Below are 13,176 nucleotides of genomic sequence, written 5' to 3'. Positions count from 1 at the left end.
CGTTAGCCTTACCGGCGTGAAAACTCCTCGGCAACTGCGCGGCCTCGCCTATCAGGTGTTCTACGGGCTGCCGTTGCCGGTCCGCCGGCAGCTCGCCCGGGCGCTCTCCCCGAAATACCTGGTCGGCGCCGTCACGATCATCCGCGACGCGGAGGCGGAGGCGCCGGGCCGCCTCCTGCTGCTGCGGCAGCCGCCGGGCCGCGGGTGGGGCCTTCCGGCCGGTCTGCTCAAGCGCCGCGAGCTGCCTGCGGCAGGTGCGGCGCGCGAGCTTTTCGAAGAAGCGGGCGTACGGGTGAAGCCCGGCGACCTGGCCCCGGGCAACCCGAACGCCGTCATCCACCCGAACGGCGGCGTGGTCGACACCGTCTTCTTCGGCGCGGTCCCGGCGTCGAGCACCCCGCTCGTCGTGGACGGCGGCGAAGTCCTCGAAGCACGCTGGTTCCCGGTCGACGACCTCCCGAAGCTGACCTGGCCGACCGAACGTCTGCTGGGCATCTACGGCATCGGCCCGCGCGCCGGCGAGCTGCCGCCGTCGGTGCCGGCCTCGGATTCGTACGGTCCCCCCAGGGAAGGTGCCCGGTGAGCGTCGACGTCTGCGGTGTCGTCCTGGCCGCCGGTGAGGGCCAGCGCCTGCGCCCGCTCACCGAGCTCATCCCGAAAGCCCTCTGCCCGGTCGGCAACCTGCCCCTGCTCGACCACGCCCTGCGCCGGCTCGCCGGGGCCGGCCTGACCGGTCCCGATCGGGTCGCGGTGAACGCGGCGTACCTCGCCGAGCAGGTGGTCGCCCACGTCGGCGACCGCACCCACCTCTCGGTGGAGCCGGACGGCCCGCTCGGCACCTCCGGCGGCGTGGCCCGGATGAAGGACTGGATCGCCGGCCGGGGCGCGCTCGTCGGCAACGCCGACGCCTACCTGGTCGACCCGTTCCGGGACCCGGGCAAGGACATCGCCGCGCTGCTGGAGGGCTGGTCCGGCGAGACCGTACGAATGCTGACCCTGCCCTGCCGCGACGGCGAGAAAGGCGGCTTCAGCGGCCGCCGCTTCGCCGGTTTCTCCCTGCTGCCGTGGCGCTGGATCGCACCACTGGCCGACGTGGACAGCAACCTCGTGCGCACCGTGTGGCGCCCCGCCGAGGCGGCCGGCGAACTCGAGCTCATCGACTACGAAGGGTTCTACCTGGACACCGGCACCCCGGCCGACTACCTGGCCGCCAACCTGCACGCGGCCGCCGGCACCGCCCTGATCGCCGAGTCCGCCACGGTGACCGGCACAGCCACCAGCTCGGTCGTCGGTGCGGGCGCCCAGATCCACGGCACGGTCACCGACTGCGTGATCTGGCCGGGCGCCACCGTAGCCGCCCACGAATCCCTCACCGGCGTGATCAGAGCCCACAACGGCCTGACAGTCCCCGCCCTCTAACCCTCCGCAGCCCGGCCTCCCCGCCCTCCCCCGCCCCACTTTCCGCGATCTTGTGAAACAGGGCAGTCCCGCCCCTGCACAGATCATCAAGATCGGCGGGAGAGGGCACAGGAAGGCCGACCCCGCCCCGCTCCCCCGCGATCTTGTGAAACAGCACAGCCCCGCTCCCGCACAGATCACCAAGATCGGCGACGGGAGGCAGGGGAGCGCACACCCCCACCCCGCCCCCTCGCGATCTTGTGAGACGGGACAGCCCCGCCCCTGCACGGATCATCAAGATCGGCGACAGGAGGGCACCGGAGCGCCCACCCACACCCCACTCCACCGCGATCTTGTGAAATAGCGCAGCCCCGCCCCCGCACGGATCATCAAGATCGGCGGGAGGGGGCGCGGGAATCTGGGAGCGCGAGCCGCGTGAGCTGCGTGGGTGCGCGGGGTGGGGGTCAGTCGGCGTCGGGGAGGCCGATGGCGAAAGCGTCTTCTAGGTCGTGCTTGGAATAGGCTCGGAAGGCCACGTAGGTTTCGGTGTTGACTACGCCGGTGGTCTTCGAGATCTTGCCGGCGATGACTTCGGCGATGTCGTCGAAGCGGGGCACGCGGACGATGGCGATGAGGTCCGCGCCGCCGGCCACCGAGTAGACCTCGCTGACCCCCTCGAGCGCGGCGAGGGCCTCGGCCACCTCGGGGATCGAGTCGGTGGCGCAGTCGATGTGGACGATCGCGGTGTTCACCTGCGGGCTCCTCAACGTTGAGCGAAAACCAGTGCCGCCATGCTATCCACGGCGGCGGGCGGTGCTTCCCCTCGTACCCGAGACCCTCGTACCCGAGAAGGAAGCGCAAGCGAAAAGCCCGCCGCAACCAGCGACGGGCTTCTCACAGTGATCGTGCGACCTAGCGGCCGGACTTGATCTCTTCCTTCTTGACCGGGCCGCCCACTGCCGGAGACACCGGGGTCTCGGCGGGCTTCTCGACCGGGTAGAAGAAGCCCTTCACCGCGGGCGCCAGGGCACCGAGGCGGTTCATCTTCTTCGGTACGACCCAGCCGGCGTACTCGAGCGGGACCGGGTGGCCGTGCTCGTCGACCGGGCCGAGCGGCTGGTGCACCTCGACGAACTGGCCGTTCGGCAGGCGCTTGATGATGCCGGTCTCCACGCCGTGCGCCAGGACCTGGCGGTCGTGCTGCTGGAGGCCCAGGCAGATCCGGACCGCGATGTAGTAGGCGAGCGGCGGCAGCAGCACCAGGCCGATGCGGCCGCCCCAGGTCATCGCGTTCAGGCTGATGTGGAACTTGTCGGCGATGACGTCGTTGCCGCCGGAGATGGTGGCGATCAGGAAGAACGTCAGCGCCATCATGCCGATGCCGACGCGCTCCGGGTTGTCCCGGGGACGCTCGAGCAGGTGGTGGGTGCGCTTGTCCTTGGTCTTGCGCGCTTCCAGCCACGGCCACGCCATCGGGAGGGTGAACAGCGCGCCGAGACCGACCACCGCGGGCCAGAACATCGGCGGGATGCTGTAGCCGTTCCCGATCGGGATGTAGATCTGCCAGTTCGGCATGAGACGGACCAGGCCGTCCATGAACATGACGTAGAAGTCGGGCTGCGAGGCCGAGGAGACCTCGGACGCCCGGTAGGGGCCGAACAGCCAGATCGGGTTGATCTGGAAGAGGCCGGCCATCAGCGCGATGACGCCGAAGACGGCCATGAAGAAGCCGCCCTGCTTCATCGCGTAGCGCGGGAACATCCGCTCGCCGACCACGTTGTCGTTGGTCCGCATCGGGCCCGGCCACTGCGTGTGCTTCTGCTTGAAGACGATGCCCAGGTGAGCGGCGATCAGGCCGAGCAGGATGCCCGGGATGATCAGCACGTGGGCGATGTAGAACCGGCCGATGATCAGCTCGCCCGGGAACTCGCCGCCGAAGATGGCGGCGGAGAGCCAGGTGCCGATGACCGGGAGGGTCAGCATGATCGCCGAGGCGATGCGGAGACCGGTGCCGGAGAGGCCGTCGTCCGGGAGCGAGTAGCCGGTGAAGCCGGCGAAGAACCCGAGCAGGAACAGCAGGACGCCGATGACCCAGTTGATCTCACGGGGCTTGCGGTAAGCGCCCGTGAAGAACACGCGGGCCATGTGCACGATGATCGACGCCATGAAGAGCAGCGCCGCCCAGTGGTGCATTTGGCGCATGAAGAGACCACCGCGCACCTCGAACGACAGGTGCAGCGACGACGCGTAGGCGGCCGACATCTCGGTGCCGCGCAGGCCCAGGTAGGACCCTTCGTACGCGATCTCCTTCATCGACGGGTCGAAGAAGAGCGTCAGGAACGTGCCGCTCAGCAGCAGCACGATGAACGAGAAGAGCGCGATCTCGCCGAGCAGGAACGACCAGTGGTCGGGGAAGACCTTGTTCAGCAGGGCGCGCAGCGGGGTCGCCGCCTGGAACCGGTCGTCGACGCCCTTGGCGAAGGTGACCGGAGCCTCGGCGAGGTCCATCTTTCGGCGCTTCACGGCCGCTCCCAGAAGTCAGGTCCGACGGTGTCCTTGAAGTCGGACGCTGCCACGAAGAAACCTTCCTCGTCCACTGTAAGCGGCAGCATCGGCAGACGCCGAGTCGCGGGCCCGAAGACCGGCTGCGCGTTGTCGGTGATGAGGAACTGCGACTGGTGGCACGGGCACAGCAGACGGTTCGTCTGCTGCTCGTAGAGGCTCGCCGGGCAGCCGGCGTGCGTGCAGATCTTGGAGTACGCCACGAAGTTGCCCCACATGGAGCCGACGTTGCGGCCGTTGCTGTCGGCGTCGGCGTTCGCGCGGGTCACCTCGGCGTCGTCGGCGCGGAGGTGGATGAGCAGCGTCGGCGAGTCGGCCCAGTGGTTGGTCGCGCCACCCGGGATGCCCGGGTAGACGGTCATCTGGCCGCCGGTGCTGACGTCCTCCGGGCGGATCGGGCTGCCGTCCTCACGGGTGAGGCGCACCAGCTCGCCGCCGTTGTTGCCGGGGTTGAAGCCGGTCGTGTACATCATCGGCAGGTCGCCCTTGTGCGGGTCCTCGATGAGGCCGCCGACCAGTGGCGCGGCGACCGCGAGGCCGACCGGGGCGAGGCCGAGGGCGATCGCGCCCTTGAGCAGCGGGCGGCGCTGCACCCCGAGCTCGTCGGCGACGAACAGCGCGGTCTGACCGGTGATCAGCCGCTCGTCGTCCGGGGACGGGTGGCTGTGCCGCTGCTGGATCGAGAGCTCGTGCGGCAGCAGCTTCTTGGCCCAGGCCAGGATGCCGAAGCCGAGCGCCAGCAGGCCGAGGCCGAGGCTGATGCCGAGGATCGGCGTGTAGTAGTCGCTCATCGTGTGGCCGAGCTCGAACTCCCACGGCCAGACGATGTAGAAGACCACGAACGCCAGGGTCAGGATCCCGGAGATCGCGAACAGCAGGGCGATGTTGCGGACGACCCGCTTCTCCGCCTTGGAGTTCTGCCCGTGGAACTGGGACTCGTACGTGACGATCTCGATGTCGTCGCGGCGGAGCCCCTCCTTCACGATGTCGAATCGCGACAGGTGCGGGTCGTTCACGTCGACCGGCGGGGTGCCGGCGTCGCCCGCGTGATGCACAGTCGTCATGACTTCCCCGCAATCCAGAGCGACGTGAAGACCAGGAGGACGATGCCGACCAGGAAGATCGCCACGCCTTCCGTCGACGGGCCGTAGCGACCGAGGTTGAACAGGCCGCCCGGGTCCTTGTCCTGCTGGAGCTGCTGCGTGATGTAGGTGATGATGGAGCGCTTCTCGTCCGGCGTGAGCTGATTGTCGCCGAAGACCGGCATGTTCTGCGGACCGGTCAGCATGGCCGCGTAGATCTGCTCGGCCGTCGCGTCGTGCAGGCTCGGGGCGAACTTGCCGGACGACAGGGCGCCACCGCCACCGCCGAAGCCGTGGCAGGAGGTGCAGTTGATCCGGAACAGCTCACCGCCGCGGGCCAGCGACTCCGGGTTGGTCTCGAGGTTGTCCACCAGCGGACCCTCGGGGATCTCCGGACCGCCACCCAGCTCCTGGATGTACTGCGCGATCTGCTTGGTCTGGTCCTCGTCGAACTGCGGCTTCTTCTGCTCCGCCTGGGCTTCCTGGCGCGTCATCGGCATGCGGCCGGTGCTGACCTGGAACTCGACGGAAGCGGAACCGACGCCGATCAGGCTCGGGCCGCGGTCCTCGACACCCTGGCCGTCCCGCCCGTGGCAGGAGATGCAGGAGTTGTCGAAGAGAGCCTTGCCCTCCTGAGCGGCAGCGGAGAGCTGGACGTTGTCCTCGGCGAACGCGCCGGGGGTGAAGGCGGTGTACACGCCTCCGGCGAGTGCCAGGGCCGCGATCATGCGAACCGCTGCACCGAGCCGCCGGCGTGCCCGGCTCGGCGCACTGCGCCTCCGGGAGAACACCCGGGCACGCCTGCGGGCGGGGGTGTCAGAAGTCATCTGCTATGTCCCTCTGGGTTTTGTTGAGATCCTCGCCGTCGGCGCTGGGTCTCACTGCAGCCAATAGATCATGGCGAACAGCGCGATCCACACGATGTCCACGAAGTGCCAGTAGTACGAGACGACGATTGCCGACGTCGCCTGCGCCGGAGTGAACCGGCCCATCGTCGTACGGATCATGTAGATGATGAACGCGATCAGGCCACCGGTCACGTGCAGACCGTGGAACCCGGTGGTCAGGTAGAACATCGAGCCGTACCCGTCACCGTTGAGCGTGACCCCGTCGTGGACCAGGTGGCGGTACTCGTTCGCCTGCCCGAGGACGAAGATCAAGCCCATCACGAAGGTGATGGTGAACCAGCGCCGCAGCGCGAACACGTCACCCTTCTCCGCCGCGAAGACCCCCAGCTGGCAGGTGACCGAGGAGAGAACCAGGATCACCGTGAACGTGGTGGCGTATGGGATGTTGAGCGCCTCGGTGTGCTTCTCCCACATGCTGTAGTCCGCAGCGCGGATGGAGAAGTACATCGCGAACAACGCCGCGAAGAACATGAGCTCGCTGGAGAGCCACACGATGGTCCCGACGCTGACCATGTTCGGTCGGGTCAGCGAGTGGATCCGGCTCTTGTCGATGGCTGCCGCTGTCACGGCCTCATTATTCATCCGAACAAGGTCCAAGGTCCCCCGGGGTCCCCAAACCGGCACTGTGTACAGCCCGGAATATTCTGTGACCAGCGGGTAGGTCTAGCTTCGAGGGGTGCGTCTCGACGAAATAGCCCCACTCGCGGCCTCCGGCGGGGATACTGGACTCCCGCCTTTCAGCCCGGCGGCCATCTTCACCCAGTTCAACCCGATCAGCCTGATCGCTCTGGGGTTGGTGGTCTCGGCGGCGCTGTACTGCTATGCCGTGTGGCGCCTGCGTCAGCGTGGTGACCACTGGCCGGCCGGGCGGACCGCGGCCTTCGTCGCCGGTGGACTCGGGTCCATCGCGGCGGTGTCGGTGACCGGCATCGAGGCGTACGACACGACCTTGATCTCGGTGCACATGGTCCAGCACATGGTGCTCTCCATGGTCGGGCCGATCTTCCTGGCCCTGGGCGCGCCGACCACGCTGGCCCTGCGGGTCCTGCACGGGAAGCCCCGAAAGACGGTGCTGGCGATCCTGCACAGCCGGTACGTCCGGGTGCTGACGTTCCCCCTGGTCGCGTTCGGACTCTTCATCGCGAACCCGTTCGTCCTCTACTTCACCGGCGCGTACCGGCTGACCCTCGAGCACGTCTGGGTCCACGAGTTCGTGCACCTGCACTTCATCGTGACCGGCTGCCTCTTCTTCTGGCCGCTGCTCGGCCTCGACCCGCTGCCGAACCGCTGGCCCTACCCGGCCCGCGCGCTGCTCATGGTGCTGTCCGTGCCGTTCCACACGGTGCTCGGTCTGACGATCATGCAGAGCAAGGAGCTGCTGGGCGGCGACTGGTACCCCAACCTGGGCCTGACCTGGATGGATCCGTACGCCGACCAGGTCACCGCCGGCGGCATCCTCTGGGCCGGCGGCGAGATCGTCAGCGTCACGATGCTCGGCATCCTGGTGGTCCAGTGGGTCCGGCAGTCGGAGCGCGAGGCCAAGCGGATCGACCGGGCGCTGGACCGCGAGGAGGCCCTGGCCGCGGCCGAGCGGACCGCGCAGCGACCGGACCCGGACACTCGATAACAGATTCGGTACGATCTGCGGGACCTGAGACGTGAGGTGGGGCACAAGATGAGCGAGTACACCGTTCTGCTCTACAGCGACGACGCCGCCGTGCGAGACCGGATCCGGCTCGCCATCGGCACGCGGCCCGCCGCCGACCTGAAAGTCGAGTTCGCGGACGCCTCCTCCTGGGAGGAGTGCCGCCGGCTGCTCGACGACTACGAGATCGATCTCATGGTGCTCGACGGCGAGGCGACTCCGGCCGGCGGCATCGGCATCGCCCGGCAGGCCAAGGACGAATACCTCACTCCCCCGCCCACCTGCGTCGTGATCGCCCGGGCCGCCGACCGGTGGCTGGCGGCGTACGCGCAGGTCGACGCGACCCTGCTGGCCCCGCTCGACCCGGTGACCACCGGGCAGACCGTGGCCGGCCTGCTCCGCGCCCGCCGCGCCGGGGCGATCCCGCTCGGCACCCAGGCTCAGTAAACCCCCTAACCGAAAGGGCCCCGCCATGGCCGCACGTACCTGGCCCAACCTGACGAGTGCTCTGCTGCGCGGCGAGGAGCTCGCCACCGCGGACACCGCCTGGGCCATGGGCGAGATCATGGCGGGCAACGCGACCCCGGTGCAGGTGGCCGGGTTCGCGATCGCACTGCGCGCCAAGGGCGAGACGCCCGCCGAGCTGGCCGGCCTGGTCGAGGCCATGCTGGCCAGCGCCACGCTGGTGGAGCTGCCGGAGAAGGTGCGCAACAGCGCCGTGGACGTGGTCGGCACCGGCGGCGACCGGGCCAACACCGTCAACATCTCGACGATGGCGGCGATCGTGACGGCGGCGGCCGGGGTGACCGTGGTGAAGCACGGCAACCGGTCGGCGTCCTCCACGACCGGCACGGCCGACCTGCTGGAGCACTTCGGCCTCCCGCTCGACCTCGGCCCGGCCGGGGTGGCCCGGACCGTCTCCGAGGCCGGCATCGGGTTCTGCTTCGCGGCCCGCTACCACCCGGGCATGCGGCACGCCGCGGTGACCCGGCGTGAGCTGGGCGTCCCGACCTTCTTCAACGTGCTCGGCCCGCTCACCAACCCGGCTCGCCCGACGGCGGCCGCGGTCGGCTGCTTCGACCCGCGGATGGCGCCGGTGATGGCCGAGGTCTTCGCCCGGCGCGGCGACTCGGCGCTGGTGATGCGCGGCGAGGACGGCCTGGACGAGTTCACCACGGCCGCGCCGACCCGGGTCTGGGTGGCGAAGAACGGCGAGGTGGAGGAGCTCCTCGTGGACGCGACCGAGCTGGGCCTGCCGCGCAGCGCGCCGGACGCCCTGCGCGGTGGCGACGCGGCGTTCAACGCCGACGTGGCCCGCCGGACGTTCGCCGGCGAGACCGGCGCGGTCCGGGACGCCGTCGTGCTCAACGCGGCGGCCGCGCTCGCGGCGCAGAGCGGCTTCCCCGGCGACTTCAGGGACACGCTGCGGGCCGGAATAGCCCGGGCCCAGGACACGATCGACTCCGGCGCCGTGACGGCCCAGCTGGACCGCTGGGTGGCCGCGGCGCAGGCGGCCAAGGCCGCCGAATAAATGAAAATCCGCAACACGCCGAGGCGCAACAATCGGAAATGTCCGAAATGCATGACATCGTCTGAATGACATTCGGGTAATACAGCTCCAAGGCAAAGGCGGAAGGAGACTCCCGTGCGCGAACGTGAACTCCGCTGCGTCATCTGCGACGGCGACATGCTCTTCGAGGTGCCGCCCTGCGACGACGGGCACGAGGACTGTCCCGAGCTGGTCTGCACCCGCTGCGGCGCGGCCGAGGTGGTCGCCCCGATCGTCGTCCACCTCTGGTCCTCGAAGAGCCACAAGATCGCACCCGAGCAACGCCGGGCGGCGTAAAGCGAAAAGGCCCGCTCCCCCTGAGGGGAGCGGGCCTTTCAGCGTCAGCTCAGTGGTGCGACGACTCCGGGTGCCGCGTGCCCGAGTAGTACTCGAACAGCATGCCGCAGGCCGTGAAGATCACGCAGATCAAGCCGAAGGCCAGCAGCCACCACATCCAGAAGACCAGGCCGAGGCCGGCGATCGACGCGGAGAGCGCGATGCCGAACGGCCAGTAGCTGCCCGGGCTGAAGAAGCCGACCTCGCCGGCGCCCTCGGCGATCTCGCCGTCCTCCCGGTCCTCCGGACGCAGATCGATGCGGCGGGCGACGAACCAGAAGAAGCCCGCGCACATCAGGCAGAGCAGCCCGGAGAGGATCAGCGCGACGACGCCGACCCACTCGACGCCGCCGGCGTACGCCGAGCCGCTGCTGACCGCGCCGTCAGTGGCCGTCGCGTGCGTGTAGAAGCCGTAGACCGTGGCCGCTCCGAAGAGGAAGACCGCGACGCCGGCGAAGATCTTGTATTCGGTACGCATGCCGGACCCCTACTTCCCCGCCGCGACGGAATCGGACTGGTTCCAGCTGTGCGTCTGCCGCCGGGTGTTGAACGGCGACGTGGTGGTCGCGTACGACTCCGCACCGGTGAAGCCGATCGCGGCCATCGCCTCCTGCGTCGAGGCGCCGCCCTTCTTCGACTCCAGGAACGTGTTGAACTTGTCCTCGGAGACCGTGACCAGCTCGAAGTTCATGAAGGCGTGGTACGTGCCGCAGAGCTCCGCGCACCGGCCGACGTACCGGCCCTCCTTGTCGAGGGTGACCTCGAAGACGTTGCGCACGCTGCCCGGGAACACGTCCCGCTTGAACAGCATCTCCGGCACCCAGAACGAGTGGATGACGTCCTTGCTGGTCTCCTCGAAGCGGATCTTCTGACCCACCGGCAGGACCAGGATCGGGATGACGTCCGAGGAACCGACCGTCGAGGCGACCGTGTTCGCATCGGCGCCCATGCCGTCGCGGTAGTTGAACTGCCAGTTCCACTTGAAGGCCACGACCTCGACGACCTGGTCGGGGTTCTTCGACAGCTTGTCCACGCTGGTCTGCACGATCGCGGTGTAGTAGAACAGCACCGCGACGATCAGGACCGGTGTGACCGTGTAGAGGATCTCCATCGGCATGTTGAACCGGGTCTGCACGGGCAGCTCGTCGCCACGCTTGCGGTACCGGATCACACACCAGAAGATCAGACCCCACACCCCGATGCCGACGGCGAGTGCCGCGATCACCGACGCGATCCAGAGGTCGTACATCTCGTGCGCCTGCAGGCTGATGCCGTTGCTCGGCCATCCGAAGTGGCCGAACGCGTCTCCCCAGTCCTGCAGCGAGCAACCCGAGAGCAGCGCCAGCAGCGTCGCACCGCCGAGACCCAGCCCGGCCGCTCGGCCTACTGCCCGCGGCCGTGTGGCCGAACTCCTTGCGCCCACCTGCTTCTGCCTCCTTAGCAGTTGCCGCCTGCCGAAACCGGACACCTGGCGGCAAGGCTCACCGACGGTCGCACACTACTCGACCAAGACCGGACCGCCCGCCACCGGGGGGCCGACGGGGGCCGGAAAGCAAACTCCCGGACAACCGGACGATACCGTTCCCTGTGTGGATTACACAGGCGATCCGGCCGCGCAGCCGGTCTACCTGGACGCCGCGAGCGCGGCGCCGCTCCATCCGATCGCTCGGGAGGCCCTGCTGGCGGCCCTCGCGGACGGATGGGCCGACCCCGCGCGGCTCTACGCGGCCGGGCGTCGGGCCCAGCAGCTGCACGAGGCGGCCTCCGCGGTGGTCGCGGAGATCTTGAGCGTACGGGTGGACGAGCTCTCCTTCTGGCATTCCGGCACTTCCGCCGTCCAGGCCGCTGTCCTGGGTGGTCTGAAGGGTCGCCGGCGAGCCGGGTCCACCCTGGTCCGCTCGGCGATCGAGCACTCCTCGGTGGTCCTCGCCGCCCCGGAGGCCGTCGAGGTGGGTGTGGACCGTCTCGGCCGGCTGGATCTGGCCGCCTGGGGACAGGCCGTGTCGGCGCCCGGCGTGGCCCTGGCGAGCCTGATCAGCGCCAGTCACGAGGTGGGGACCGTGCAGCCGGTCGAGGAGGCCGCCGCCCGCTGCGCCGAGGCGGGCGTGCCGCTGTTCGTGGACGCGGCCCAGACGGTGGGCCGGTCCCCCGTACCCCCGGGGTGGTCTCTTCTCAGTGCGAGCGCGCACAAATGGGGAGGCCCGCCCGGCGTGGGAGTGCTGGTGGTCCGCAAGGGTGTGCGGTGGATCTCACCGCATCCACAAGATGATCTTTATCGCCCGAGGCCCCAGGGGGCCTTGAATCTTCCTGCGGTGGTTGCGGCCGCGGCGAGCCTGCGGGCCGTCGTGGCCGAGGCCGAGACCGAGAGGGTACGTCTGACCGCACTGGTGGACAGGATTCGCACGACCGTGGCCGCGACCGTGCCGGACGTGGAGATCGTCGGGGACCCGGACCGGCGGCTGCCCCACCTGGTGACGTTCAGCTGCCTCTACGTGGACGGCGAGGCGCTGCTGCACGCCCTGGACCGGCGCGGCTTCGCGGTCTCCTCGGGCTCCTCCTGCACGTCCTCGACGCTGCGGCCCAGCCACGTGCTGGAGGCGATGGGCGTGCTCAGCCACGGCAACGTCCGGGTGTCGCTGCACCGGGACACCACGTCCGCTGATGTCGACCGGTTCCTCGCGGTGCTGCCCGGCCTGGTCGCGGACATCAGGAAGGAGGCCGGGTTCTGATCACCCTCGACTGCCTCGGCCAGCGCTGCCCGCTACCCGTGATCAAACTGGCGAAGGCCATCCCCGGCGTGCCGGTCGGCGAGATCGTGCGGGTGCTCGCCGACGACCCGGCCGCGGCCAACGACATCCCCGCCTGGTGCCGCATGAAGGGCCAGGAGTTCGTCGCCGCCCACGACCACCAGTTCGACGTCCGCCGTATCACCTGAGCCCCCAGTCCGCGTGTTGAGTTACGGCGCAAACCGGACCCCAACTCAACACGCAAGCCCGGCCCCCCACCCACGTGTTGAGTTCCGGCGCAAACCGAACCCCAACTCAACACGCGAGGTTGGACCCCCACCCACGTGTTGAGTTCCGGCGCAAACCGGACCCCAACTCAACACGCGAGTTGGACCCCGGCCTGCGTGGGGAGTTGCGGCGCGAAGCGGACCCGAACTCAACACGCGGCGTGGGCGGTCACCTGAGGTAGCTGATCACCTGGGGAACCGGCTCCTTGGCCAGGTAGGTGTCGACGACCAGGCGCGGGCCGAGGTAGGGCTCGTACTCGGCCTGGCGCTCCAGGACCCGCACCCAGTCGGGTACGCCGTCGTGGTCGCGGGACGCAAAGCGCGCCTCGACCCGGCGGCGGTGCTCCGCGTCGTCGCCGCAGACCACCTCGACCACGCGCAGCGGGACGTCCATCCGCTCGGCCAGGTCGACCCAGAGCTCCCGGGCCGACTTGACCGGGTTGACCGCGTCGATGATCACGCTGTGGCCGATCTTGAGCTGCTCCTCGGCGAGCGCGGCCACCACGCCGTAGGCGGCGTAGCCGGGCCGGTGCTCCTGGACGCCGTAGCGCTGGAGCGTGAAGTCGACGGTGTCGACGGCGAGCACCGCCGCCGGCAGCTCGGTGGCGACCTGCGCGGCGAGGGTGCTCTTGCCGACGCCGGGCAGGCCGGCGAAGACCGCGAGAACCATGTGGTTGTTCCTG

The 13,176-nt window shown here is 69.2% G+C and carries 16 protein-coding genes; 8 read left to right on the top strand and 8 right to left on the bottom strand.

From position 1 onward, the window contains the following. Positions 1-16 precede the first annotated feature (16 nt). Together AB0G10_RS19975 and AB0G10_RS19970 are read left to right on the top strand one after the other, a co-directional pair. Positions 17-583, top strand: a complete 567-nt coding sequence (locus tag AB0G10_RS19975) for an NUDIX domain-containing protein (RefSeq protein WP_360923432.1) — start codon at positions 17-19, stop codon at positions 581-583. Beyond that, the gene (locus AB0G10_RS19970; RefSeq protein WP_360923429.1) at positions 580-1,419 is read left to right on the top strand and encodes a sugar phosphate nucleotidyltransferase; all 840 of its coding nucleotides are present in this window, start codon (positions 580-582) and stop codon (positions 1,417-1,419) included. The genes AB0G10_RS19975 and AB0G10_RS19970 overlap by 4 nt, the downstream gene beginning before the upstream one ends. A 443-nt stretch (positions 1,420-1,862) precedes the next feature. On the opposite strand, the gene AB0G10_RS19965 is transcribed toward AB0G10_RS19970, so the two are convergent. From AB0G10_RS19965 to AB0G10_RS19945, 5 genes are all read right to left on the bottom strand, one after another. Further along, positions 1,863-2,150: an Lrp/AsnC ligand binding domain-containing protein gene (locus tag AB0G10_RS19965; RefSeq protein ID WP_360923426.1), complete on the bottom strand. Its 288-nt coding sequence runs from the start codon at positions 2,148-2,150 to the stop codon at positions 1,863-1,865. A gap of 160 nt (positions 2,151-2,310) precedes the next feature. After that, a complete protein-coding gene (locus AB0G10_RS19960) occupies positions 2,311-3,921 on the bottom strand; it encodes a ubiquinol-cytochrome c reductase cytochrome b subunit (protein ID WP_360923423.1) in 1,611 nt (536 codons plus the stop codon). Beyond that, positions 3,918-5,024 (bottom strand): Rieske 2Fe-2S domain-containing protein, encoded by a 1,107-nt coding sequence (locus tag AB0G10_RS19955; protein WP_360923420.1) that lies wholly within the window; start codon positions 5,022-5,024, stop codon positions 3,918-3,920. Before AB0G10_RS19955 ends, AB0G10_RS19960 begins: the two co-directional genes overlap by 4 nt. Beyond that, positions 5,021-5,869 carry a c-type cytochrome gene (locus AB0G10_RS19950; protein WP_360923417.1) on the bottom strand — a complete coding sequence of 283 codons (849 nt, stop codon included), beginning with the start codon at positions 5,867-5,869 and terminating at the stop codon, positions 5,021-5,023. The genes AB0G10_RS19955 and AB0G10_RS19950 overlap by 4 nt, the downstream gene beginning before the upstream one ends. Before the next feature lie 51 nt (positions 5,870-5,920). Then, positions 5,921-6,517 carry a heme-copper oxidase subunit III gene (locus tag AB0G10_RS19945; protein ID WP_111648858.1) on the bottom strand — a complete coding sequence of 199 codons (597 nt, stop codon included), beginning with the start codon at positions 6,515-6,517 and terminating at the stop codon, positions 5,921-5,923. A 109-nt stretch (positions 6,518-6,626) separates the two neighbouring features. On the opposite strand from AB0G10_RS19945, the gene AB0G10_RS19940 reads away from it, so the two are divergent. The 4 genes from AB0G10_RS19940 to AB0G10_RS19925 all read left to right on the top strand — a co-directional run bounded on the left by AB0G10_RS19940 (position 6,627) and on the right by AB0G10_RS19925 (position 9,441). Further along, positions 6,627-7,577, top strand: a complete 951-nt coding sequence (locus AB0G10_RS19940; RefSeq protein WP_360923414.1) for a cytochrome c oxidase assembly protein — start codon at positions 6,627-6,629, stop codon at positions 7,575-7,577. Between the two features lie 48 nt (positions 7,578-7,625). After that, complete coding sequence (locus AB0G10_RS19935; protein WP_360923411.1) at positions 7,626-8,042, top strand: hypothetical protein; 417 nt, start codon at positions 7,626-7,628, stop codon at positions 8,040-8,042. 25 nt (positions 8,043-8,067) lie between these two features. Beyond that, a complete protein-coding gene (gene trpD, locus AB0G10_RS19930) occupies positions 8,068-9,126 on the top strand; it encodes an anthranilate phosphoribosyltransferase (RefSeq protein ID WP_360923408.1) in 1,059 nt (352 codons plus the stop codon). 114 nt (positions 9,127-9,240) lie between these two features. Continuing rightward, positions 9,241-9,441, top strand: coding sequence for a hypothetical protein (locus AB0G10_RS19925; RefSeq protein WP_360923405.1), 201 nt, complete (start codon positions 9,241-9,243; stop codon positions 9,439-9,441). 49 nt (positions 9,442-9,490) lie between these two features. On the opposite strand, the gene AB0G10_RS19920 is transcribed toward AB0G10_RS19925, so the two are convergent. Further along, a complete protein-coding gene (locus tag AB0G10_RS19920) occupies positions 9,491-9,958 on the bottom strand; it encodes a cytochrome c oxidase subunit 4 (protein WP_360923402.1) in 468 nt (155 codons plus the stop codon). 9 nt (positions 9,959-9,967) lie between these two features. Continuing rightward, complete coding sequence (coxB, locus tag AB0G10_RS19915) at positions 9,968-10,903, bottom strand: cytochrome c oxidase subunit II (protein WP_360923399.1); 936 nt, start codon at positions 10,901-10,903, stop codon at positions 9,968-9,970. 166 nt (positions 10,904-11,069) lie between these two features. Here coxB and AB0G10_RS19910 point away from each other — a divergent pair, with 166 nt between their 5' ends. Next, the gene (locus AB0G10_RS19910) at positions 11,070-12,209 is read left to right on the top strand and encodes an aminotransferase class V-fold PLP-dependent enzyme (RefSeq protein WP_360923396.1); all 1,140 of its coding nucleotides are present in this window, start codon (positions 11,070-11,072) and stop codon (positions 12,207-12,209) included. After that, a complete protein-coding gene (locus AB0G10_RS19905) occupies positions 12,206-12,415 on the top strand; it encodes a sulfurtransferase TusA family protein (RefSeq protein ID WP_360924947.1) in 210 nt (69 codons plus the stop codon). The genes AB0G10_RS19910 and AB0G10_RS19905 overlap by 4 nt, the downstream gene beginning before the upstream one ends. Before the next feature lie 247 nt (positions 12,416-12,662). Here the strand turns inward: AB0G10_RS19905 and AB0G10_RS19900 are convergent, their stop codons facing one another. Further along, entirely contained in the window at positions 12,663-13,163 is a 501-nt protein-coding gene (locus AB0G10_RS19900) for an ATP-binding protein (RefSeq protein WP_360923393.1), read from the bottom strand. Positions 13,164-13,176: the final 13 nt, after the last annotated feature.

Origin of the sequence: Actinoplanes sp. NPDC023714, from assembly GCF_040639855.1 — a bacterium.
Lineage (GTDB): Bacteria > Actinomycetota > Actinomycetes > Mycobacteriales > Micromonosporaceae > Actinoplanes.
Note: the sequence above shows the minus strand (reverse complement) of the source record. Positions and strands in the feature narration are given on the sequence as shown.

What these genes read in the sequence shown, in the direction of transcription:
- AB0G10_RS19955 (WP_360923420.1), bottom strand. Translation starts at nt 5,024, where the DNA reads ATGACGACTGTGCATCACGCGGGCGACGCCGGCACCCCGCCGGTCGAC.
- AB0G10_RS19950 (WP_360923417.1), bottom strand. Translation starts at nt 5,869, where the DNA reads ATGACTTCTGACACCCCCGCCCGCAGGCGTGCCCGGGTGTTCTCCCGG.
- AB0G10_RS19935 (WP_360923411.1), top strand. Translation starts at nt 7,626, where the DNA reads ATGAGCGAGTACACCGTTCTGCTCTACAGCGACGACGCCGCCGTGCGA.
- trpD (WP_360923408.1), top strand. Translation starts at nt 8,068, where the DNA reads ATGGCCGCACGTACCTGGCCCAACCTGACGAGTGCTCTGCTGCGCGGC.
- AB0G10_RS19920 (WP_360923402.1), bottom strand. Translation starts at nt 9,958, where the DNA reads ATGCGTACCGAATACAAGATCTTCGCCGGCGTCGCGGTCTTCCTCTTC.
- AB0G10_RS19900 (WP_360923393.1), bottom strand. Translation starts at nt 13,163, where the DNA reads ATGGTTCTCGCGGTCTTCGCCGGCCTGCCCGGCGTCGGCAAGAGCACC.